Below are 22,693 nucleotides of genomic sequence, written 5' to 3' on the forward strand. Positions count from 1 at the left end.
ATCAAACACATAAATCCCCAAAGGGCCATATTTTGGCTCATCTCGCTTCAGGACTGGGACTATTCCGTAATTATGGATGCCCGAACCGACGGGAGCAAGGCAGCACCTCGCAAGGCTAAGGCATGGCGTTACGGCTTCGCGCAAAAAAAAGCCGCCCGAAGGCGGCCTCGCTGTATTCACAAATGGTTGGTCGATCACGCAACGGCCGATTCAAACCCGCTGCAGCTGCTGATCGGTGTCACCATCAACTGAAGCGGCACATTCTTCGGATGGGCACACTCCTCGGTCAGGTCCGTCGGTGCCTGCTTCGATACACGAATCTGCTGAATCTCGTTGACGTTGCTATGAGCCGCAAAGTGCTTGCAGAGCCCGCACTGGCCTTCGTTCACGTTCGTCGTCATAGGGTCTCCTTTCGGGGAAAGATCGCTACAGCCCAATCCTACGATTCGCCGTGACTGCGTCAAGTGCCTTGTTGACAATAGTTTACAATTGAGATTGATTCGCATTTTACGCTAACCATCGGGTCCGATGATCGATTGATCGCCGCTGTAAAACCCTGGACCCGCCTCGACGCAGAGCCGTTAAGGTGAATCTAAGCACGCCTTCGATTCACCCATCGCTAACCACCCCTCACCGAAAGACCTCCGCCATGACCAGACTCACCCAAGAGCAGGAAGATGACTGCACCCAGGCACCCGCCGACTACTCAGACCTCCGAGCCCTCTTTCTGAATTGCACCCTCAAGCGCTCCCCGGACCTCTCTCACACCGAGGGTCTCATGGGCATCGCCAGAACCATCATGGAACGCAACGGCGTCGCCACCGAACTCATCCGCCCGATCGACCTGGACCTCGCCACAGGGGTCTACCCCGATATGACTGAAAAAGGCTGGACCTCCGACGCCTGGCCTTCGCTCTACGACAAGGTCCAGGCCGCCGACATCCTCATCATCGGCACGCCCATCTGGCTGGGTGAGAAGTCTTCGGTCTGCACCCAGCTCATCGAGCGTCTCTACGCCAACTCCGGCCAACTCAACGATAAAGGCCAGTACGCCTACTACGGCAAGGTTGGTGGCTGTCTCATCACCGGCAACGAGGACGGTGCCAAGCACTGCGCCATGAACATCCTCTACTCGCTCCAGCACCTCGGCTACACGATCCCGCCTCAGGCCGACGCCGCCTGGCTGGGCGAAGCCGGACCCGGACCCTCCTACCTCGACGAAGGCTCAGGCGGTCCCGACAACGACTTCACCAACCGCAACACCACCTTCATGACCTGGAACCTCCTGCACACCGCTCGCCTGCTCAAAGACGCAGGCGGGATCACCGCCCACGGCAATCAGCGCTCCAAATGGGACGCCGGATGCCGCACCGACTTCGAAAACCCCGAATACCGCTGATTGCGATCGCTACCCGAGCCGGTCCGTTGAAACGTGGTACTGCGGGTCCTCCGAGTAATTCACTTCGACAAACTCCGCCGCCTTATCCAGCAGGTCGCGGCACTCCGGGCTCAGGTGCGTCAGGTGCAGCCGCTTGCCCGCCGCCTTATACCGCGTCGCCAACGCGTTGATCGCCTCCAGCCCCGACTGATCCGCCACCCGTGTGTAGTAGAAGTCAATCACCACATCCTCAGGGTCGTTCGCCGGATCAAACAGATCCCGGAAGCGCGTGACCGACCCGAAAAAAAGCGGCCCGTGCAGCTGATAGATCTTGCTGCCGTACTCGTTGTGCTTGATGTCCGCCGCCAGGTACGTCGCCTGCTGCCAGGCAAACACCAGCGCCGCGATAATCACGCCGATAAACACCGCCAGTGCCAGGTTGTGCAGAAACACGGTGACCCCCGTCACCACGACCATCACAAACAGATCGCTCCAAGGCACCTTCTTCCACATCCGCAGGCTGGCCCACTCGAACGTGCCGATCACCACCATGAACATCACCCCGACCAGCGCCGCCATCGGGATCACCTCGATTACCGGCGAGAGAAACATGATGAATACCAGCAGAAACAAAGCCGCCGAGATACCCGACAGCCGCTTGCGCCCGCCCGAGTTCACGTTGATCAAGCTTTGTCCGATCATCGCGCACCCGCCCATCCCCCCAAACATACCGGTCGCGATATTCGCCACGCCCTGACCCACACACTCGCGATTTCCGCGCCCACGCGTCTCGGTGATCTCATCGATCAGGCTCATCGTCATGAGCGACTCGATCAGCCCCACCGCCGCCAGAATCAGCGAGTAGGGCAGGATGATCCAAAGCGTCTCAAGCGTCAGCAAAGATCCCCACGTCATCGGATCGACCGGGAACTCAAAGGCCGGGAACCCGCCCTTGATCGATCCCGCCAGGTCGTACACCGTCCGCGTCTCTTGCCCGAACATCGGCAGCAGGTAGGTCGCGATGAGCGTCACCGTCACAATCCCCGCCAGCGTCGCAGGAATCACCCGGGTGAACTTTGGCAGCAACCAGATGATCGCCATCGTCAAAAACGTGAGCCCGAGCATCACCAACAGGGGGGTGCCGCTCATCCAGGTGCTCGCCGCGTGGCCGTGGTCGTCGACCACCCCTCCTTCAACCGGCACCTTGAAGCTCTCCAGCTGCGCCATAAAAATCACGATCGCCAGCCCGTTCACAAACCCAAGCATCACCGGATGCGGAACCAGCCGGATGAACTTGCCCATCCGCAGCATCCCGACGCCGATCTGGATGATGCCCATCAACACCACCGCCGGGAAGACGTACTCGGCCCCATGATCCCGCACCAGCGAGACGATCACCACCGCCAAGGCCCCGGTCGCCCCCGAAATCATCCCGGGCCGCCCGCCAATCGCCGCCGTAATCAGCCCGACCATGAACGCCGCATACAAACCGGTTAGCGGCGCCAGTCCGGCGATCAGCGCAAACGCCACCGCCTCCGGCACCATCGCCAACGCCACGGTCAGACCCGACAGCAGGTCGTCCTTGACGCCCGCCGTCCGCTTCACAAAAAAGTTAATCATCGATACCCAACCCGCCCGCTGGCGGGCATGTCATCGTCACTGGCTCATCGGTGGAATCAGGCCCGGTGCCCGGACGGGCGGCAGGTGCAGGCCTGCCAGAGCATCAACTCTGAACCACAAAACCTAACGACCCGGATAGGTTTTGCCAAACGCACGCAGGCTCGGAGCCTTGAGCCTGCGAATGAACTCAACGAGACCGACGGCCAAGCAGCAGCCCGCCAAGGGCCAACAGCGACATCGAAGCCGGCTCGGGCACCGCGAAGGCCACCTCACCGAAGCCCGTGTATTGCACGCTGTTCTCAGGCACCTGCAACTGCTGCTGGGTTTCACGGATCGTGAACCGGACACGCTGCACATCGCTCATCACCGGAAAACTGAAAACCTGAGCCGTCGCGGTCTCGCCGAGGGCCGTCAGGCCCAGCAGCTCGGAGATCAACACGTCCCCGCTGTCATAGAAGGCCAGATCAAACTTCGTAACCTCATAATCATCGTTCGACGCAACCCCGTTTGATCGGTGATTCCAGAGATAGAAAACCCCGATCGCCTTCGGGTCATCGAAGAAGAAGTCAGCAAACTCGCCCACGGTTTCGCGATTGCGCGTGGTCCAGTGGTTGTTCGCAACGTACGTCGCGTGAGCGTCAGCCGCTGTGAAGCCGACCGGCAGCCCCGAGCCATCGATGGCATTACCGATGTCATAGCTCCCGCTGAATTCAGAGCTGGCCGTGGCCGAATCAGGCTGGAACAAGGCTGCCTGAGCATCCTTTACGAGATAGCCACTCATCCCAATAGCCGCCAACGCACAGAAAGCCAGTGATCGCATCCCAATCTCCAATGCCAGATATCTATGGGGATCTAAACAGACACAGTCTTAGCAATCATGCCTCACGCTGGCGTAATAGCAAAAAAAACGCGCGATTAGCCTGTTGCCACTTCCCCCACCGCCCGCAGCCGCTGATACCGCTTGGCCATCAGATTATCTATCTTAAACCGCTTCAGTTCCCGCAGAGCCTGCGTCAGGTAAGCCTCCACAGCCACCGCCGCTGTCGCCGGGTCCCGGTGAGCCCCACCCAGCGGCTCCTCGATCACCTCATCGATCGTGCCAAGCGACACATTGTCCGTTGCCGTCAGCTTCAGCGCCTCAGCCGCCGCCGCATTTGTCTCGGGATTCGCCTTCTTCCAGAGAATCGCCGCACAACCCTCGGGCGAGATCACCGTGTACCACGAGAACTGCATCATCGCGATCCGGTCCGCCACCCCGATCCCCAGCGCCCCGCCCGATGCCCCCTCACCGATCACCACCGCCACGATCGGCGTCCGGAGCCGCGCCATCTCACGCAGGTTCTCCGCGATCGCCTGAGCCTGACCCCGCTCCTCCGCTCCAATCCCGGGATACGCGCCAGGTGTATCGATCAGGAACACCACAGGGAGATGAAACTTCTCCGCCAGTGTCATCGCCCGCAAAGCCTTGCGATACCCCTCGGGATGCGCACACCCAAAGTGACACGCCACCTTCTCCTTGGTGTCCTTGCCCTTCCGGTGCCCGATGATCATCGCCTTGTGCTGCCCGATACGACCGAACCCCGCCATGATCGCCGGGTCATCCCCAAACCGCCGGTCGCCATGGATCTCCGCGTAGTCCTTCACAAACGCCTGAATGTAATCCACGCTCTGCGGGCGGCTCGGATGCCGAGCCACCTTCACCGTGTTCCAGGCACTCAGTTTGGTGTAGACCTTCTTCAGCATCGCCTGGTGCGACTGCCGGACATGCCGGACCTCAGTGGACAGATCAACACCCGCCGAGCCATCAGGCCCGCTACCCGCCGCTTCGAGTTCGGCGATCTGCCGCTCAAGCGCGATAATCGGGCGTTCAAAATCGAGTTCGTACAAACCGTTGGTCGAGGGAGCCTGTGCCATAAGCTGCTGATTCTACAGGTCTCGCGGCACTCGCGGAAACCCGGTACCGTGACCGCTCACACGGAGCCCCCCAGATGCTCGAAGGCATCGAAAAACTGGTCATCATCGGCACCGGCCTGCTCGGAGCCAGCCTCGGCCTCTCGCTCAAGGCCTCAGGCTATACAGGCCGCATCATCGGCGTCGCCAGACGCCCGGAAGTCGCCCAGACCGCCATGGATCTCGGCACCGTCGACGAAACCAGCCTCGACCCTCCATCCGCCGCCTCCGATGCCGACCTGATCGTCGTCGCCGTGCCCCTCGGCGCCTTCGCCAGCGTCTTTCAGGCCATCGCCGACACCCCTGCCGTTATCACCGACGTCGGCTCCACCAAAGCCAGCGTTGTCCAACTCGCCCAGGAGCATCTTTCCCAGCCGGATCGCTTCGTCGGCGCGCACCCCATGGCCGGCAGCGAACAGCAGGGCCCCGAAGCCGCCACCGCCGACCTCCTCGCCGGCAAGCCCTGCATCCTTACCCCCGCAGACAACGCCGACGCCAACGCCATCACACTGGTCGAAGCCCTCTGGTCCGCCGTCGACATGTCGCTCATCCGCATGGACCCCGAAGAGCACGACCAGAAGATGGCCGCCGTCAGCCACCTCCCGCACCTCGCCGCCGTCGCCCTGATCAACCTCGTCGCCGAACTAGGCGGATGGGAAGTCGCCTCCACCGGACTCCGCGACACCACGCGCCTCGCCAGCAGCAACCCACCCATGCGCGCCGACATCATCCACGAGAACCACCGCGCCCTCGTCCCCGTGCTCCGTGCCTACGCCAATCGCATCCAGCAGCAGGCCGACCTCATCGAAACCGACAGCCGCCCGCCGATCCTCTCACTCCTCGATAACGCCAAACAGCAACGCGATACCTGGATCGAATCCCGAGAGTCCTAACCATGCCCAGTCACCGCATCGGCTTCATCGGAGCCGGGAACATGGCCGAAGCCATCGCCCGCAGCGCGATCGCCGCCAACCTCCTCAAGCCCGATCAGATCGCCGCCGCCGACCCCTCCCCCGAACGGCTCGCGGTCTTCGCATCGTTCGGCATCGCCACCTACACCACCAACGCAGACCTCCTCGCCAACTGCGAGCAGATCATCCTCGCCATCAAGCCCCAGGTGCTTGAGAAGATCGCCGCCGACCTCCAGCCTCTCCGCGACGATCAGATCCTCATCTCCATCATGGCCGGCATGTCCACCACGAAAATCGCAGCGACCCTCGGCAGGCCCGCCCGCATCGTCCGAGTGATGCCCAACACCCCCGTGATGATCGCCCGCGGCATGGCCGGCATCTGCATCGGCAGCGCCGCCGAGCCGGGTGACGAAGACCTTTCTGTCGCGCTCTTCGAAGCCGGCGGCGAAGTTGTCCGCGTCGACGAGGAGCACATGGACGCCATCACCGCCGTCTCCGGCTCGGGCCCCGCCTATCTCTTCTATCTCGCCGAAGCCATGACCGCCGCCGCCGCCGAGATCGGCCTGGGCGAGCACGCCGACAAACTCGTCCGCCAGACCCTGTTGGGCGCCGCCGAGCTGCTGGCCCAATCCGAAGAACCCCCCGCCGAACTCCGCCGCCGCGTCACCAGCCCCGGCGGGACCACCGCCGCCGCCATCGATACCCTCGACCAAGAACAGACCACCAAAGCCGTCATCAAAGCCATCACCGCCGCCCGCGACCGCGGCCGCGAACTCGGTGCCTGATCCTGGAATGATTCAAGACGCTCACTGGTTTGCCCTTAGCACCAACAGGGCATCGACCCGCCCGACATGATCGCCAACCATCCACGACAATCTCGATCTGCCTCACTACCAGCACCAACCAAGGAATAACTCCGATGAGCAAGTCCACCACCGGCGTCGAATTCACACTCATGCTCAACCGCGCCGCCGTCGGCCTCTACTTCCTGCTCGCAGGCTGGTTCAAAGTCATGGGAGAGATCAACAACGGCGTCGGCCACTTCTTCGAAACCTCCTTCAAAGGCCTCCAGCCCGCCTGGCTGCCCGACTTCTTTGGCTACCCCTACGCCATCGCCCTTCCCTGGGCCGAAGTCGTCATCGGCGCTACGCTCACCCTCGGCCTCTTCACAAGGATCTCCGCCGCACTCACCTGGCTCATGCTCCTGAGCTTCACCATCGCTCTCGTCGTAGCCAGTGGTTCCCTCTCCGCCGGCACGCCCGGCCCCTGGCACCCCAACTTCTTCCTCATCCTGATCACCACCATCTTCGTGCTGACCGGTGGCGGGCGTTATTCCCTCGACGCCACCTTCCTCGGCAAGGCCGCTCACCGAGCAGCCAGCACCAAGTCGTGACCGGAACCTCCGCCGAGCACCATCCACCCTCCCCGCCCGAGCGATCCCTCTGGCGGGGAGGCCCCTCACAGGTGCTCAACCTGCACATCTACTTGATCGACGCCGCCATCGGCTTAGCCATCATCGCCGGCAGCCTCGTGATCCAACTTAATACCGAGGACAGCCGGATCGGTGTCTACATCGCAGGGCTCGCTCTCTTACCCGCCCTCCACGCTCTCTGGCGATGGATCGAACTCGCCTGCCGCGCGATCGAAGTCTCCAGCCAACGCATCGAACTCAGCACCGGCGTCTTCTCCCGAGTCACCGACGACCTCGAGCTCTACCGCGTCCGCGACCTCACCATCCGCCAGCCCCTGGTCCACCGGCTCTTCGGCCTGGGCGACATCGTCATGGAAACCTCCGACCGCACCCACCCCACGATGATCCTCGCCGGTATCCACCAACCCCGAGAGCTCCGCGACCTCATCCGCGAGAATGTTGAGGAACGCCGACGCGTCACCCGCACCCGCGAAGTCGATTTCGATGGCGGCGACCCGACCGACGCCGATACCATCGATCCATGACCAAAACATTCGATCCGATCGCCGAGTTCCGCAAGCCCGAAGCCCTGCGCCTCAACAGCCGCCGGCTCGAACACCTCGCCACCCTCGGCCTCGACCTTCACCACAAAACCATCCTCGAGGTCGGAGCCGGCATCGGCGAGCTCACCCACTTCTGGCTCGACCGCGGCGCCACCATCACCTCCCTCGAACCCCGCGCCGACAACGCCACCGTCTACCGCGAGCGCTACGCCAGCGAGCCCCGCGCCAGCCTTCTCCAGGCCGACCTCGACCAGCCCCCGCAGCACGACACCAACTACGACATCGTCTTTGCCTATGGCGTCCTCTATCACCTCGCCAACCCCGAACCCGCCATCCGCTGGCTCGCCGACCACTGCACCGGCCAGCTCATCCTCTCGACCTGCATCTCCCTTGGCGACGACGACCGTTGCGACACCGCCCCCGAGTACGCCAACTGCCCCTCCCAGGCCGTCAGCGGTTCCGGCTGCCGTCCGACCCGCCTTTGGGTCCTGAACCGACTCCGCGAAGCCTTCCCCCACGCCTACGCCACCCGCACCCAGCCCAACCACGACGACTTCCCGCTCGACTGGTCCCACGCCGACCCCAGCCACCTGACCCGCGCGGTCTTCATCGCCTCCCGCACCAGCCTCGACGACAAACCCAACCTCACCTCCAACCTCCTGCCCGTCCAGACCCCCTGCCCCTGACCCGCCTGCTCACCTACCATCGCCACATGCCCTACGCCAACCTCCAGGACTTCCTCGCCGTCCTCGACACCGCCGGCGAACTCAAGCGCATCACACCCCCGGTCTCGCCGATCCTCGAAGTCACCGAGATCGCCGACCGCGTCAGCAAATCTCGCGCCGCCAACGCCTCCCCACACGCCCACACCTTCGACCCCGCCCAGCACGCCCTGGGCGGGCACGCGCTGCTCTTCGACAACATCGAAACCACCGCCATGCCCCTCACCATCAACACCTTCGGCAGCTACCGCCGGATGGAGATGGCCTTCGGCTGCGAGGAAGGGGGGTTCGAGGCTCTCGCCCACAAGATCGCCGAGATCGTCAAGCCCGAGCCGCCCACCACGATCCTCTCCAAGGTCAAAAAGGGCCTGGAACTGGCCAAGATCGCGAGCCTCCCGCCCAAGATCGTCCGCTCCGGCATCTGCCAGGAAGTCGTCCGCCAAGGCGACGACATCAACCTCTTCGACCTCCCCATCATCAAGTGCTGGCCGGGCGACGGCGATCCCACCTCCTGCGGGTACCCCCTCACCCCCGAGCAGTCCGGCACCGCCCCCGGTCAGGGCCGCTACATCACCCTCGCCGGCATCTACACCATCCACCCCGACGACGCCGGCAAACCCGAAGGCGAACCCCGACCCTCGCGCAACATCGGCATGTACCGCGCCCAGCTCATCGACAAGAACCACACCGCGATGCACTGGCACATGCACCATGACGGCGCCCGCCACTGGCGCGCCTGGAAAAAACACAACGCCAACCTCGGCACGCCCGACGCCGGGATGCCCGCCGCCATCGTCCTAGGCGGCGAGTCCGTCCTGCCCTACGCGGCCACCGCACCCCTCCCGCCCGGCATCTCCGAACTCCTCATGGCTGGCTTCCTCAACGGCGCATCGATCCCGATAGTCAGATGCAAGACCATCGACATGCACGTCCCCGCCAACGCCGAGATCGTCATCGAAGGCACCGTCTCCACCGTCGCCGGCCCCATCGGCTACGACCCCCGCGTCGTCCGGCCCGACGGCACCACCGAGCCCATCGGCCCCGGAGCCGTCTTCGAAGGACCATTCGGCGACCACACAGGCTTCTACTCCCTCCCCGACCGCTACCCCATTTTCACCGTCACCGCCATCACCCACCGCAAGAAACCCATCTACCCCACCACCATCGTCGGCCTGCCCCCGCAGGAAGACTACTACCTCGGCAAGGCCACCGAACGCCTCTTCCTCCCGCTCCTCAAGACCCTCATCCCCGACATCGAGGATTACCACCTCCCGATGTTCGGCACCTTCCACAACTGCGCCTTCGTCAAGATCAGCAAGTGCTACCCGCTCCAGGCCCGCCGCGTCATGCACGCCATCTGGGGTGCCGGCCAGATGGCCTGGACCAAGGCCATCGTCGTCGTCGATGAAGACGTCGACGTCCACGACCAGGAAGCCGTGCTCTTCCACATCGCTGCCAACTGCGACCCTGGCCGCGACCTCGAAATCGTCAACGGCCCCCTCGACATCCTCGACCACGCCGCCCCCCGCCTCGCCGCCGGCCACAAAATCGGCTTCGACGCCACCAAAAAATGGCCCGGCGAAGAAGTCAACGGGCATGCGGTAAGGGATTTCCCGCCGATTCTTGAGATGAAGCAGGCGATTAGGGAGAGGGTTTCAAATCGCTGGAGTGAGTTGGGGCTGTAGTAGCCTACTCTGGTATTCTCCATCTCAAAGAGATGGGAAAACCCGGGAGGCTATTAATGGATTCTTTTCTTAGGCTAGTGCTTAATTCCGGCACGCTGGCGCTGGCGCCGGTCCACCACAGCAGTTCTTTGGCTATTAGAAAAGCAGGAGACTGGTGGCTGCTGCCAATCATTATTTTTCTGCATTGCTTGTCTATGGGTGTGCTTATATATTTTTGTTGGCAGTTCAGACGCTGTTTTCTGCGACCGGTCTTGTTGCTTACTTGTATCTTCTACTACTTGGAGCCGGGGCGATATATGTTGGGTACATCAGTGGCCCTCTTCTTGCAGACGGCATTTTATCATATGCGTCTAGTGTAAAGCTATACTGTTCTAACGAAGAACTCTATGCCAGCATTAAGGTGCTGTCATTCGATAATCAAATTAAGATCGCTTCCGTGTCCTCAAAAAACGATACAATAATAACTTGTAAAAAATTTAATGTAAATAATACTAGAAGTATTGAGCTGGTAAAAGAGAATGAGAAATCGATCGCTTTCATCGTTATCTATGATCCTAATCGATATAGTGATTTCATTAACAAACTAAAGCTATTCGCCGTGAAGGTTACTGAAGTGTGATTGGTTGCTGAACGATGTCGGAGCTTCAGCCCCAGATTCATCCTCAAGCCTCCGCCGAAACCTCACGCTCCACCCCCGCCGCCTCCACCCGCGCCCGCAGATTATCCAGCACATTCATAAAATTGATGTACCCGTCATAAGGCGACTGATAAGGCGAAAAGTAGTCGTGCACCGCCGCGTCCCCCTCATGCTTCGTCGCCATGTAATACACGTGATCCGAGGTCGTCAGCCGCCGCCACAGGCTCAGGAGCTTGTCATCCCCAAGCTCCTTCACGATCCCGCCCAGCCGGTACAGCTCCGCCAGGGCCGACGACTGCATCGCGTTCCCCACCCACGCCGACAAATCCCGCTCCGAGTCCGCCCACGAGGTCATCTGCGGGCAGTCGTACTCATCATCCGCCGGATACGCATCCACCACCTCCGTCGGCACCAGGAAGTTGTCCCCGTTCTCCAGCACCGCCTTAGGAAGCTTCCGCAAAAAACCGAAGATCCCCGTCTCCTGCCATTGATGCTCGCCGAACGTCTCGAAGTCCATGAACAGGTTGCACACCTGCGCCTGACGCTGCGAGGCCGGACCCGGCTCAGGCGTCGTCCCCTCCTCGCACGACCCCAACTCATGGATCCACTTGGCCATCTTCTGCGCCGTCAGCGGGTGGTGCTCCCAAGCCGTGTTCGAGAACCGAAACGCGATGTCATCCGACAGCTTGTAGTTCTTCAGCAGCAGCGAGATGTCCGCCCCCTTCGGCCGATACACCATGTCCGGCCGCCGACCATTCAGCGGCCCGTCCGCCCCCTCCGCCACCACCCCACGAAACCCCAGATCCGCCGCCAGCTGAGCCACGTCGTTGTTGTAGATCAGCTCCGTGTTCCGAAACACCGTCGGCCGCTGATTAAACAGCCGGTCAATCAGATCCGAATGCAGGTCCACCTGCTGCTCAAACTCATCCCGGTCGTACAACCCGGCCAGCGAATGGTGATAAGTCTCCGCCAGAAATTCGACACACCCCGTCTCTGCCAGCTTCCGAAACCGATCTATCACGTCCGGCGCGTAAGCCTGAAACTGCTCGATCACCGTCCCCGTCAACGAGAACGCCACCCGAAACGCCCCATCGTTCCGCTCGATCTGCTCCAGCAGCACCTGCGTCGCCGGCAGATAACACTTCGCCGCCACCTTCCGCAGAATCTCCGCGTTCTTCCCCGGATCGAAATAATTGGTCGTCGCATCAAAGACCGAATACCGACGAAGACGCTCGGGCTGATGCACCTGAAAGTAGAGGCAGACGGATGGCATAGCCCCAGTCTAACAGCCTCCGCCACCAACCCGTGACCCCGGCCTTCCCAGCTATACTCGCCGCCATGCTCAGCCAGATGGAAACCGCCCAGATCAGCGACCCCTCCGCCCTCCTGGAGAACCTCGTCCGCATGATCTGGGTCTGGCTCCCCTTCGCTGTCACCGGCCTCGTCGTCGTCGCCACCCTCGTCCTGACCAACTGGTTCCTGCTCAAGCGCAAGAACCTCTCCCAGGAAAAACGCCTGCCACGCCAGATCACGATGGTCGTTCTTACCCTCCTGGCCATCATCATCATGGTCCTCGCCCTCCCCGGCACCGACGCCGGCGGCCCCGTCTCCGAAAACACCCGCGGCAACCTCCTCGGCCTCATCGGACTCTCCGTCACCGCGCTCATCACCCTCAGCTCAACCACCCTCGCCGCCAACGCCATGGCCGGCATCATGCTCCGCGCCACCGCCCCCTTCGTCGGCGGCGACTGGGTCCGCGTCGGCGAGCACTTCGGCCGCGTCACCGAACGAGGCCTCTTCCACACCGAAGTCCAGACCGAAGACAAAGACCTCCTCTCCCTCCCCAACCTCCTGCTCGCCACCAACCCCGTACGCATCCTGCACGAGTCCGGCACCATCGTCTCCGCCGAAGTCTCCCTCGGCTACGACTGCTCCCACAGCCGCGTCGAACCCCTGCTCATCCAGGCCGCCACGGAAACCGGTCTCAAGCAACCCTTCGTCTGGATACTCGAACTCAAAGACCACGCCGTCGTCTACCGCATCGCCGGACTCCTCGAAGACGTCACCGGCCTCATCTCCGTCCGCTCCCGCCTCCGACGCAACCTCCTCGACACCCTCCACGAAGCCGGCGTCGAGATCGCCTCGCCCAGCATCATGATCCAGCGTCGCAGCGAGCTCACCGACAGCGCCATCCCCGAAGTCGAAATCCGCTCCCTCGCCAGCAAACAGGAAGCCCCCGTCGCCGAAGAGCACGTCTTCGACAAAGCCGATGAGGCCGCCCGCCGCACCGAACTCGAAACCGAGCAGGAAGAGATCAAGGAACGCGTCAAGTTCCTCAAATCCTCCGCCAACCCCACCGACGCCGAAACCGAAGCCGAACTCGCCGAGATCGAAGAACGCCTGGCCACCATCAAGGCCGAACTCGACCCCGACAAAGACGAAGAAGCCGACGCCGACACCACCCCGACCGACAAACCCGCCCCCTGACCCCGGTCCCCCTCTCACACCACCCATCCACACCCGGCGACGACCCTACTCGGGCTATACTCGCCGTCCCGACTTAGCCCCCGAAAGAGCCCGCCGATGCCCACCAGCACCGAAATCCGCCAGCAGTTCGTCGACTTCTTCGTCAAGAAGCACAGCCACACCAACATCCCCTCATCCCCCGTCGTCCCCCACGACGATCCCACGCTGCTCTTCGCCAACGCCGGGATGAACCAGTTCAAGCCCTACTTCCTCGGCACCGAAACCCCTCACACCCGACGTGTCGCCAACACCCAGAAGTGCATCCGCGCCGGCGGCAAGCACAACGACCTCGACGACGTCGGCAAAGACACCTACCACCACACCTTCTTCGAGATGCTCGGCAACTGGTCCTTCGGCGACTACTTCAAAGCCGAAGCCATCGACTGGGCCTGGCAACTCCTCACCGAAGTCTGGGGCCTCGACCCCGCCCGCCTCCACGCCACCTACTTCGAAGGCGACCCCGCCGAAGGCCTCGAACCCGACACCGAAGCCCAGCAACTCTGGCAGCGATACCTCCCACCCGAACGCGTCCACCCCGGCAACAAAAAAGACAACTTCTGGGAGATGGGCGACGTCGGCCCCTGCGGGCCCTGCTCCGAACTCCACTACGACGGCACCCCCGACCTCTCAGGGGCCAGCAAGGTCAACGCCGACGACCCCAACGTCATCGAGATCTGGAACCTCGTCTTCATCCAGTTCAACCGCTCCGCCTCAGGCAGCCTCGAACCCCTCCCCGACAAACACGTCGACACCGGCATGGGCTTCGAACGCATCGTCCGCGTCCTCCAGGGCAAAGACTCCAACTACGACACCGATGTCTTCACCCCCATCTTCGAAGCCATCCAGAAGATCACCGGCGCCCCCGCCTACCAGCAAGGCGGCCACGACGAACAACTCCGCAACCCCATCAACATCGCCTACCGCGTCATCGCCGACCACGCCCGCTGCCTCACCTTCGCTCTCGCCGACGCCGCCCACTGCGGCAACAAAGGCCGCGACGCCGTCCTCCGCACCATCCTCCGCCGTGCCGTTCGCTTCGGCCACCAGACACTCAACGTCGAAGAGCCCTTCCTCTACAAACTCGTCCCCGCCGTCGTCGAACACATGGGCAAAGCGTTCCCGGAGATCACTAGGAACCCCAAGGCCATCGAAGACGAACTCCGCGAAGAAGAAATCGCCTTCCGCAAAACCCTCGAACGAGGGATTCATATCTTCGACCGCGCCACCGAAGGCCTGAAAGCCGGCAACACCCTCCCGGGCGACACCGCCTTCGACCTCGAAGCCACCTACGGCTTCCCGATCTCCCTCACCCAGGTCATGGCCGAAGAACGCGGGCTCACCGTCGACCTCGACGGCTACGAGCAAGCCAAAGCCAGGCACGCCGACATCTCCCGAGGCGAGGCAGCGGCAGGGGGGCTCAAGCAGCAGCTCGTCGAGCTCGTCCAGAAACACGACCTGCCCGACACCGAGTTCATCGGCCACAACGCCATGAGCACCCCGCCGACCGAGCAGCAGGCTCACCTCTTCCTGGAAACCAATGGCGAACTCGCCCCCACCGAGTCCGCCACCGTCGGCGACACCGTCGCCGTCGTCATCGACATGACACCCTTCTACGCCGAAGCCGGCGGGCAGGTCGGCGACACCGGCCAACTCGCCCTCGCCGACGCCCAGATCGGCATCCACGACACCCAGCGCATCGGATCCGTCTATTTCCACCTCGGCCAGGTCACCGCCGGCACCGCCAAAGCCGGCCAAACCTCCGTCGCCGCCACGATCGATGAGTCCCGCCGCCGCAAGATCATGTCCAACCACACAACGACCCACGTCCTCAACCGCGCCCTCCGCGACCTGGTCAACCCCGACGCCATGCAACGCGGGTCACTCGTCGACGAAGACAAACTCCGCTTCGACTTCGCCCACAACGCTCCCGTCACCATCGACGAGATCACCGCCGTCGAAAAACAGGTCAACGACGACATCGCCGCCGACCTACCGGTTTACGCCGAAGTCGCCGACCAGCAGGATGCCCTCAAAATCAACGGCCTCCGCGCCGTCTTTGGCGAAAAATACCCCCCCAAAGTCCGTGTGGTCTCCATCGGCCAGCAGGTCCACGAACTCCTCACTGACCCCGACAACGACAACTGGGCCAAACTCAGCATCGAGTTCTGTGGCGGAACCCACCTCGCCCAAACCGGCGAAGCCCAGGGCTTCGTCATCACCTCCGAGGAAAACGTCGCCAAAGGCATCCGCCGCATCACCGGCCTGACAGGCGACGCCGGCCACCGCGCCCAGTCCACCGGCGAAATGCTCCGCCACCGCGCCGAGTCCCTCGCCGGCCTCCCCGCCGACAAACTCGCGACCGCGCTGCCCGACCTCACCAAAGAACTCGACCACGCCGTCGCCCCCCTCGCCATCAAACAGCAGATCCGCGAACAACTCGCCAAACTCCAGGACACCCTCAAGCAAGCCCAGAAAGACCAGCAGAAGCAGGCCGCCTCCGCCATCGCCGATGTCGCCCGCGACCTCGCCGACGCCGCCACCGACGGCCAGCCCATCATCGCCCGTATCGACGGGGCCGACGCCAACGCCCTCCGCACCGCGATGGATGTCATCCGCAAGAAATGCCCCGCCAGCCCGATGATGCTCATCGCCGTCGCCGATCCCAAAGTCGCCCTCCTCGCCGCCGTCCCCAAAGACCTCATCGCCCAGGGCCTCAAAGCCGGCGACTGGGTCAAGGCCGTCGCGCCCGTCGTCGGAGGCGGAGGCGGCGGACGACCCGACATGGCCCAGGCCGGCGGCAAAGACCCCTCCAAAGTCAACGACGCCCTCGAAGCCGCCCGCCAATTCGTCGCTGAGAAAGTGAGCGCCTGATGCCACGCGTCAACGAGAACTTCCTCAAACTCCAAGCCGGCTTTCTCTTCCCCGAAATCGCCCGCCGCGTTCAGGAATACGCCAGCCAGCACCCCGACGCTGTAGCCGACAAACCCATCGTCCGCATGGGTCTGGGCGACGTCACCCAGCCCCTCCCAACCGCCTGCGTCCAAGCCATGCACAAGGCCATCGACGAGCAGGCCCGCTCCGACACCTTCCACGGCTACGCCCAGCACGTCGGCTACGACTGGCTCCGCGAAACCATCGCCGAGGACGACTTCCAGCAGCGCGGCTGCCAGATCAGCTTCGACGAGGTCTTCATCTCCGACGGCTCGAAAAGCGACTGCTCCAACATCCTCGACCTCCTCGCCGCCAACGGCGAAAACCGCATCGCCATCACCGATCCCGCCTACCCCGTCTACGTCGACACCAACGTCATCGCCGGCAACACCGGAGCAGGCGACGGAAAGGGGGGATATGGCAATCTGATCTACCTCCCGATGACCCCCGAGAACCACTTCGACCCGCCCAAGCCCACCGAACCGGTCGACGTCGTCTATCTCTGCTATCCCAACAACCCCACCGGAGCCGTGATCGACAAGCCCGCCCTCCAGAGCTGGGTCGACTGGGCCAACCAGACCAACACCCTCCTCTTCTTCGACGCCGCCTACGAAGCCTTCATCACCGACGACGCCATCCCCCACTCCATCTACGAGTGCGAAGGCGCACGCACCTGCGCGATCGAGTTCCGCAGCTATTCAAAGTCCGCCGCCTTCACCGGCACACGCTGCGGGTACTGCGTCATCCCCAACGACGTCACTGCCCAGACCGCGACGGGTGAGCCCGTCGCCCTCAACCCACTCTGGCTCCGCCGCCAACGCACCAAGTTCAACTCCGTCAACTACGCCGTCCAGCGAGCAGCTCAAGCCCTCTACACCGACGATGGCAAACAGCAGGTCCGCGACCTGACCGCCTACTACCTCGAAAACGCCCGGCTGCTCCGCGCCGCCTTCGAGCAGGCCGGCCTCGATGTCTACGGCGGGACCAACGCGCCCTACCTCTGGGTCCGCACTCCCAACGGCCTCGATAGCTGGGGCTTCTTCGACCTCCTCCTAACCAAAGCCCACGTCGTCATCACCCCAGGCGTCGGTATGGGCCCCGCCGGCGAAGGCTTCGTCCGCGTCTCCGCCTTCCCCACCCGTGAAGACGTCCAACGCGTCACCGAACGCATCGGCTCACTCCTCTAACCGCTACAACCACCGGAAACCGCCATGATCTCAGAGCCCGATTTCGATCTCGAACGCGAAGTCAGCCTCTTCCTCGCCGCCTGCCGCACCGCCAGCCTCGCCACCAGTGCCGCCGACGGAACCCCCCACGCAGCCAACATCCAGTACGCCTCCGATGGCGGGTTCCGCCTCCTCTGGGTCTCCTCCCCCAACACAGAACACAGCCAGCATACCGCCCAAAACCCCCGAGCCGCCATCACCGTCTACGCCCACGACGACCGCCCCCAGTCGATCCACGGCGTCCAGATGCGTGGAACCGTCCAGCCCATCGAAAACCCCACCGAATGGAACAACGCCTGGGAGGCCTACACCGCCAAGTTCCCTTTCGTTGCCATCGATCCCGGTTTCAAAGTCATGATCGAGAAACAGAGCTTCTACCGCTTCACCCCCACTTGGCTCCGTTGGATCGACAACCGCCGCAGCTTCGGCTGGAAAGTCGAACGCGATCTGAATTAGCCCTCAGCCCTTCAGGACACTCGCCACCACCGCCGCGATCTCGTCCGCCTCCGCCATCCGACCCGCTCCCTCCGTCCGACACGCCTGCCACCCCGAGCCCGGCCCCACCATCACCAGATCAGACAGCATTTCGCCAAGCAGCCGCACATTCCGCTGCACCATCGGGCTGGCCCACATATCCGCATTCATCGCCGGTGCCACCACCAGTGGCCGCCCCTTAGGAAGCGCCGTCGCCGCCAGCGTGACCACATCATCACAGAGCCCCGCCGACAGTTTCCCCAGGCAGTTCGCTGTCGCCGGAGCAATCACCATCACGTCCGCATCACGAGCCACAGCGACGTGCTGCGAATCCGGCCGATCGTCCGTGTCCCAGATCGAAGCCAACACCCGTTTCCCCGACAACGACGCAAACGTCGTCGGCCCCACAAATCGCGTCGCCGATTCGGTCATCAACACCCGAACCTCCGCGCCCGCCTTGACCAGCATCGAGACCATCCCCGCCACCTTGTACGCTGCAATCCCACCCGTCACCCCCACCAACACCGAACGGCCCGCCACAGCAGACAGCGACCCCACCTCCGCACGGCCCGGCTCGGTTGGTTCCCCATCAGCCATCGGTCATCCCCGAGACGTGAACGCAGACCAGCGACTCAGGCCTGGTCGTCAGGGTCGCTGCTCTCGATCTCAAGCGTGATCTTCCCCTCGATCACCTCAGCCACAGCCACCTCAAAGTCGCTCCGGCCCTGACGCTCAACCAGCGGCCGAGCGCCCTCCATCAGCTCACGCACCCGGTGCTGAACCAGAGAGGTAAACTTAAACCGACCACCAAGCTGATTGATAATCGTGTCGTCTTTGAGCGCTTCGATCAACGGATAGCTCCTGTAATTGGCGAACACAACATTATAGACCGAAACCAGATAACCCTCAACAACCCACCCCCTCAGCCACGCCATAGCTCGCTGCAACAGAGGTTACACTCCGACCATGAAGATCAGTCTGAATTGGCTCAACACCTGCCTAAGCCGCGCCGTAGACGCCCAGGAGGCCGAAAACCTCCTCACCAACCACGGATTCCCCATCGAGGAAACCGAGCAGGTCGGGGACGACCTGATGCTCGACGTCGAGGTCACCTCCAACCGTGGCGACTGCCTCTCACACCTGGGCGTCGCCCGCGAGATCACCGCCGGCTCCGACCGCAACCTCGTCCTCCCCGAGATCGAGACCCCGACTGACCCCGACGCCCCCGCACCCGTCAAGGTCACCGTCGACAACCCCGATGCCTGCCCTCTCTACACCGCCCGCATCATCCGTGGCGTCAAAATCGCCCCCAGCCCCGAATGGCTCCGCCAGCGCCTCGAAACCCTCGGCCTCCGACCCATCAACAACATCGTCGACATCACCAACTACGTCCTGATGGAAACCGGCCAGCCCCTCCACGCCTTCGATCTTCAAAAACTCACCGGCCCCGAGATCAATGTCCGCGCCGCCAAAGAAGGCGAGAGCTTCAAGGCCATCGACGGCTCCGAGCACAAACTCAAAAACACCATGCTCGTCATCGCCGACGCCGAACGCCCCTGCGCCATCGCCGGCGTCATGGGCGGACTCGACTCAGAAGTCACCGACGACACCACCGACATCCTGCTCGAATCCGCCATCTTCGAACCCCTCACCGTCCGCGCGACCAGTCGAGCCCTCAAACTCGCCTCCGATTCCAGCTTCCGCTTCGAACGCCGCGTCGATCCCCTAGGCGTCGACATCGCCAGCCGACGCGCCGCAGACCTCATCCTCCAACTCGCAGGCGGCCAACTCGAACCGGGCGTCACCAGCATCGGCCAACCCAACACCGAACCGACCACCCTCGCACTCAGGCCCCAACGCTGCCGCGACCTGCTCGGCATCGACCCCTCCAACCAGCAGCAGGCCGACCTCCTCGCAAGGCTCGCCTTCGAACCCCAGATCGACGGCGACACCATCCGCTGCACGATCCCCACCTACCGCTTCGACCTCACCCGCGAAGTCGACCTCATCGAGGAAATCGCCCGCCTCCACGGCATGGAGAACATCCCCCAGACCGACAAAATCGCCCTCGTCGCCCGCGCCCCCCAGCACGAAGTCCTCGCCCGAAAAACCCTGGCCGACATGCTCCAGGGTGCTGGCTTCCACGAGACCGTCACCCCGTCACTCCTCGAACCCGAACAGGCCGAAGCCTTCCTCGAAGCCAACGCACGCACCATCTCACTCGTCGGGCAACGCCGTACCGACCGCGCCCTCCGCCCGAGCCTCCTGCCCAGCCTCCTCAACTGCCGCAAGATCAACCAGGACCACGGCAACCACGACGTCCGCCTCTTCGAAACCGCCGCCGTCTGGTGGATGACCGACCAGGGTAAACAGGAACACCGACGCCTCGCCATGCTGATCGACGCCGAAGACGCCTCCGCCGCCCTCCGCGAACTCAAAGGCGTCATCGCCGAACTCGTCCAGGCCCTCGCCGGCGTCAAAGCCACCAGCCTCAGCTTCACCGACTTCCAGTCCGATCGACTCGATCCCGCCGCCTCCGTCCAACTCGCCGGCGATCACCTCGGCCACTTCGGCCTCATCAACGCCAGAACCGCCGACACCTTCAATCTCCAGACCCCCGTCGCCCTCGCAGAGATCGACCTCGACACACTCCTCGCCCTCTACCCGCCCGCCTACTCCGCCGCCGTGCCCCCGCGCCTGCCCGGCATCGAACGCGATCTCTCCCTCATCGTCGACGAAACCCTCCCCTGGGCCGAGATCCAGAAGGTCATCGATCAGGCCGCCCCCGCACGCATGGAACGACTCGACTTCGTCGGCGTCTATCGCGGCAAGCCCATCCCCAAAGGCCGCAAAAGCGTCACCCTCCGACTCGCTTTCCGCGACCCCAACCAGACCCTTCGCCACGACGCCGTCGACAACGAGATGAACACCGTCATCGATGCCCTCACCACCGAAGTCAAAGCCGAGATCCGCGCCTGAACCAGAGCCTCACGGCTCCGCCACGCCCAGCACCGCCGCGTGAATCTCAGCCACGCCCGCCCGCTTGAGCACCCCGGCGCACCGCCCCAGCGTCGCACCTGTCGTCTTGATGTCATCCACCAGCAAAACCCGCTCAGGCAGCTGTAACCTCCGCCCCAGACCATCCCGCTCACGCAGCCCGATCGCATCCACCAGATTCGCCACCCGACCACTCACCGGCACCCGAGACTGCGGGGCCGTCAGCCGCGTCCGCCTAAGCAGCCGACAAACCGGCCAACCCGTCGCCGCCGACATCCCCTCCGCAATCAGCGACGCATGATCCAGCCCACGCGTCGTCCGCCGAACCCAGTGCATCGGCACCGGCACCAATGTCATCGCTTGCAGATGTTCCGCCGCCGCCTCACCCAGCCGCCCGCCCAACTCCGCCGCCCACGTGTGCTTGCCCCCATACTTCAGCCGCTTGATCCAGGCAGCCAACGGATCCCGATACCGCCCCAGCCGCGTCATCGTCTCCCATGGCAGCCGAAGCCCTCGACACCGCGAGCAACACCCTTCCACCACCTCCCCCGGACCCACGCACAGCCCACACCTCCCGCAGGACGCCTCCGACGCATCCCCCCGCCAATCGCCGACCGCAGCCTCACGCGGAGCGATCCGATCCAGCAAAATTAAGCAATCTTTTATCACACCTTAAAACTAGCCGATTCGTCACACCCACGCCACCCCGTATGATGCCCTCATGAATCCTCAGGCGACACAAAACGCCCCCCGCATCGAGACCGAACTCGAACCCATCCTCATCTCCGCACCCTTCGGTAACTACATCCAACCCGCCGGAGCTACCCCCACCCTCGGCACCTTCACACCCAAAGCCCGAGGCGGACGCGTCTGGCGCATCGTCAAAACCGTCCGCTACTCCTTCTCCCTCGACGCCTGGACCAACCGCATCGGCCTCCGAAACCCCGGCATGCCCTGGCTCGTCAAACAAGCCAAAGCCGGACGCAAGAAAGTCACCCACACGCTCGTCAGCATCCACGGCTTCGACCGCGCCGATTGGTCGTCCCTCATCGCCATGGCCGCCGACATCAATCCCCTCGCCATCGAACTCAACATGAGCTGTCCCAACGTCGGCGAAGCCTCCTCCGATGACGGCCTCTTCGATGAAGCCGTTGCCTCCGCCGTCCCCGTCGTTGTCAAACTCCCCCCCGTTCGATTCCAGGCCATGGCTGAGCAGGCCCTCGCCGCAGGCGTCTGGGGCTTCCACGCCTGCAACACCCTTCCGGTCCGAGGCGGTGGCATGTCCGGAGCACCCCTCCACCCCATCGCCCTCCGCTGTGTCCAGGACCTCCGCCAACTCGCCACCGGAACCGCCACCCGAATCATCGGCGGCGGTGGCATCACCAGAACCCACCACATCGACGCCTTCATCGACGCCGGAGCCCATTACGTCGCCCTCGGCACCAAAACCATGGACCCCCGACTCCTCGTCACCGATGGCCCCGTCCGCGAACTCATCGCCCACGCACACAACAAAATCCCCAAACCCAAACCCATCAACACGCAGCCCGAAGCCGAAGGCAGCGGCATCTGATCAGACCCGACCAGCTCCTCAGCACACGCGAATATCGAGCCACTGCGTGCCACCGCCGCTATGCGAAAGAGCACCAAAACTCAGAACAA

General features: G+C 63.3%; 22 protein-coding genes. 14 read left to right on the forward strand and 8 right to left on the reverse strand.

The window, feature by feature from the left end; genetic code table 11:
* Positions 1-194 precede the first annotated feature (194 nt).
* Positions 195-401: a hypothetical protein gene (locus ACQZAB_RS10570; protein WP_428389481.1), complete on the reverse strand. Its 207-nt coding sequence runs from the start codon at positions 399-401 to the stop codon at positions 195-197.
* A gap of 248 nt (positions 402-649) precedes the next feature.
* Here ACQZAB_RS10570 and ACQZAB_RS10575 point away from each other — a divergent pair, with 248 nt between their 5' ends.
* Complete coding sequence (locus tag ACQZAB_RS10575; RefSeq protein ID WP_428389482.1) at positions 650-1,399, forward strand: flavodoxin family protein; 750 nt, start codon at positions 650-652, stop codon at positions 1,397-1,399.
* Between the two features lie 9 nt (positions 1,400-1,408).
* On the opposite strand, the gene ACQZAB_RS10580 is transcribed toward ACQZAB_RS10575, so the two are convergent.
* From ACQZAB_RS10580 to ACQZAB_RS10590, 3 genes are all read right to left on the reverse strand, one after another.
* A complete protein-coding gene (locus ACQZAB_RS10580; RefSeq protein ID WP_428389483.1) occupies positions 1,409-2,998 on the reverse strand; it encodes a SulP family inorganic anion transporter in 1,590 nt (529 codons plus the stop codon).
* A 187-nt stretch (positions 2,999-3,185) separates the two neighbouring features.
* Positions 3,186-3,794, reverse strand: coding sequence for a PEP-CTERM sorting domain-containing protein (locus ACQZAB_RS10585; protein WP_428389484.1), 609 nt, complete (start codon positions 3,792-3,794; stop codon positions 3,186-3,188).
* A 119-nt stretch (positions 3,795-3,913) separates the two neighbouring features.
* Positions 3,914-4,912 carry an acetyl-CoA carboxylase carboxyltransferase subunit alpha gene (locus ACQZAB_RS10590; RefSeq protein WP_428389485.1) on the reverse strand — a complete coding sequence of 333 codons (999 nt, stop codon included), beginning with the start codon at positions 4,910-4,912 and terminating at the stop codon, positions 3,914-3,916.
* A 74-nt stretch (positions 4,913-4,986) separates the two neighbouring features.
* Between ACQZAB_RS10590 and ACQZAB_RS10595 the strand changes: the two genes are divergently transcribed.
* From ACQZAB_RS10595 to ACQZAB_RS10625, 7 genes are all read left to right on the forward strand, one after another.
* Positions 4,987-5,841, forward strand: a complete 855-nt coding sequence (locus ACQZAB_RS10595) for a prephenate dehydrogenase (protein ID WP_428389486.1) — start codon at positions 4,987-4,989, stop codon at positions 5,839-5,841.
* A gap of 2 nt (positions 5,842-5,843) precedes the next feature.
* Positions 5,844-6,644, forward strand: coding sequence for a pyrroline-5-carboxylate reductase (gene proC, locus ACQZAB_RS10600; RefSeq protein WP_428389487.1), 801 nt, complete (start codon positions 5,844-5,846; stop codon positions 6,642-6,644).
* 134 nt (positions 6,645-6,778) lie between these two features.
* On the forward strand, positions 6,779-7,252 hold the full coding sequence (locus ACQZAB_RS10605) for a DoxX family protein (RefSeq protein WP_428389488.1): 474 nt from the start codon (positions 6,779-6,781) through the stop codon (positions 7,250-7,252).
* A complete protein-coding gene (locus ACQZAB_RS10610) occupies positions 7,249-7,815 on the forward strand; it encodes a PH domain-containing protein (protein WP_428389489.1) in 567 nt (188 codons plus the stop codon). Before ACQZAB_RS10605 ends, ACQZAB_RS10610 begins: the two co-directional genes overlap by 4 nt.
* Positions 7,812-8,519 (forward strand): class I SAM-dependent methyltransferase, encoded by a 708-nt coding sequence (locus ACQZAB_RS10615; RefSeq protein ID WP_428389490.1) that lies wholly within the window; start codon positions 7,812-7,814, stop codon positions 8,517-8,519. Before ACQZAB_RS10610 ends, ACQZAB_RS10615 begins: the two co-directional genes overlap by 4 nt.
* Positions 8,520-8,545: 26 nt before the next feature.
* Positions 8,546-10,240, forward strand: a complete 1,695-nt coding sequence (locus ACQZAB_RS10620; RefSeq protein WP_428389491.1) for a UbiD family decarboxylase — start codon at positions 8,546-8,548, stop codon at positions 10,238-10,240.
* 154 nt (positions 10,241-10,394) lie between these two features.
* Positions 10,395-10,859 (forward strand): hypothetical protein, encoded by a 465-nt coding sequence (locus tag ACQZAB_RS10625; RefSeq protein WP_428389492.1) that lies wholly within the window; start codon positions 10,395-10,397, stop codon positions 10,857-10,859.
* Positions 10,860-10,902: 43 nt separating this feature from the next.
* On the opposite strand, the gene ACQZAB_RS10630 is transcribed toward ACQZAB_RS10625, so the two are convergent.
* Positions 10,903-12,150, reverse strand: a complete 1,248-nt coding sequence (locus ACQZAB_RS10630; protein ID WP_428389493.1) for a glycoside hydrolase family 57 protein — start codon at positions 12,148-12,150, stop codon at positions 10,903-10,905.
* A 65-nt stretch (positions 12,151-12,215) separates the two neighbouring features.
* Between ACQZAB_RS10630 and ACQZAB_RS10635 the strand changes: the two genes are divergently transcribed.
* The 4 genes from ACQZAB_RS10635 to ACQZAB_RS10650 all read left to right on the forward strand — a co-directional run bounded on the left by ACQZAB_RS10635 (position 12,216) and on the right by ACQZAB_RS10650 (position 18,016).
* Positions 12,216-13,364, forward strand: coding sequence for a mechanosensitive ion channel domain-containing protein (locus tag ACQZAB_RS10635; RefSeq protein ID WP_428389494.1), 1,149 nt, complete (start codon positions 12,216-12,218; stop codon positions 13,362-13,364).
* 96 nt (positions 13,365-13,460) lie between these two features.
* Complete coding sequence (gene alaS / locus ACQZAB_RS10640) at positions 13,461-16,274, forward strand: alanine--tRNA ligase (RefSeq protein ID WP_428389495.1); 2,814 nt, start codon at positions 13,461-13,463, stop codon at positions 16,272-16,274.
* Positions 16,274-17,521, forward strand: coding sequence for an LL-diaminopimelate aminotransferase (locus ACQZAB_RS10645; RefSeq protein ID WP_428389496.1), 1,248 nt, complete (start codon positions 16,274-16,276; stop codon positions 17,519-17,521). Before alaS ends, ACQZAB_RS10645 begins: the two co-directional genes overlap by 1 nt.
* Positions 17,522-17,545: 24 nt before the next feature.
* A complete protein-coding gene (locus ACQZAB_RS10650; RefSeq protein WP_428389497.1) occupies positions 17,546-18,016 on the forward strand; it encodes a pyridoxamine 5'-phosphate oxidase family protein in 471 nt (156 codons plus the stop codon).
* Positions 18,017-18,019: 3 nt separating this feature from the next.
* On the opposite strand, the gene ACQZAB_RS10655 is transcribed toward ACQZAB_RS10650, so the two are convergent.
* The gene (locus tag ACQZAB_RS10655) at positions 18,020-18,631 is read right to left on the reverse strand and encodes a flavoprotein (RefSeq protein ID WP_428389498.1); all 612 of its coding nucleotides are present in this window, start codon (positions 18,629-18,631) and stop codon (positions 18,020-18,022) included.
* 35 nt (positions 18,632-18,666) lie between these two features.
* Positions 18,667-18,885, reverse strand: coding sequence for a DNA-directed RNA polymerase subunit omega (locus tag ACQZAB_RS10660; protein ID WP_428389499.1), 219 nt, complete (start codon positions 18,883-18,885; stop codon positions 18,667-18,669).
* Between the two features lie 115 nt (positions 18,886-19,000).
* Between ACQZAB_RS10660 and pheT the strand changes: the two genes are divergently transcribed.
* The gene (gene pheT / locus ACQZAB_RS10665; protein WP_428389500.1) at positions 19,001-21,013 is read left to right on the forward strand and encodes a phenylalanine--tRNA ligase subunit beta; all 2,013 of its coding nucleotides are present in this window, start codon (positions 19,001-19,003) and stop codon (positions 21,011-21,013) included.
* A gap of 9 nt (positions 21,014-21,022) precedes the next feature.
* Here pheT and ACQZAB_RS10670 read toward each other — a convergent pair whose 3' ends face one another.
* Entirely contained in the window at positions 21,023-21,679 is a 657-nt protein-coding gene (locus ACQZAB_RS10670; RefSeq protein WP_428389501.1) for a ComF family protein, read from the reverse strand.
* A 73-nt stretch (positions 21,680-21,752) separates the two neighbouring features.
* On the opposite strand from ACQZAB_RS10670, the gene ACQZAB_RS10675 reads away from it, so the two are divergent.
* Positions 21,753-22,604: a hypothetical protein gene (locus ACQZAB_RS10675; RefSeq protein ID WP_428389502.1), complete on the forward strand. Its 852-nt coding sequence runs from the start codon at positions 21,753-21,755 to the stop codon at positions 22,602-22,604.
* Positions 22,605-22,693 lie beyond the last annotated feature (89 nt).

Source organism: Mucisphaera sp. (genome assembly GCF_965279675.1).
Classification (GTDB): domain Bacteria; phylum Planctomycetota; class Phycisphaerae; order Phycisphaerales; family Phycisphaeraceae; genus Mucisphaera.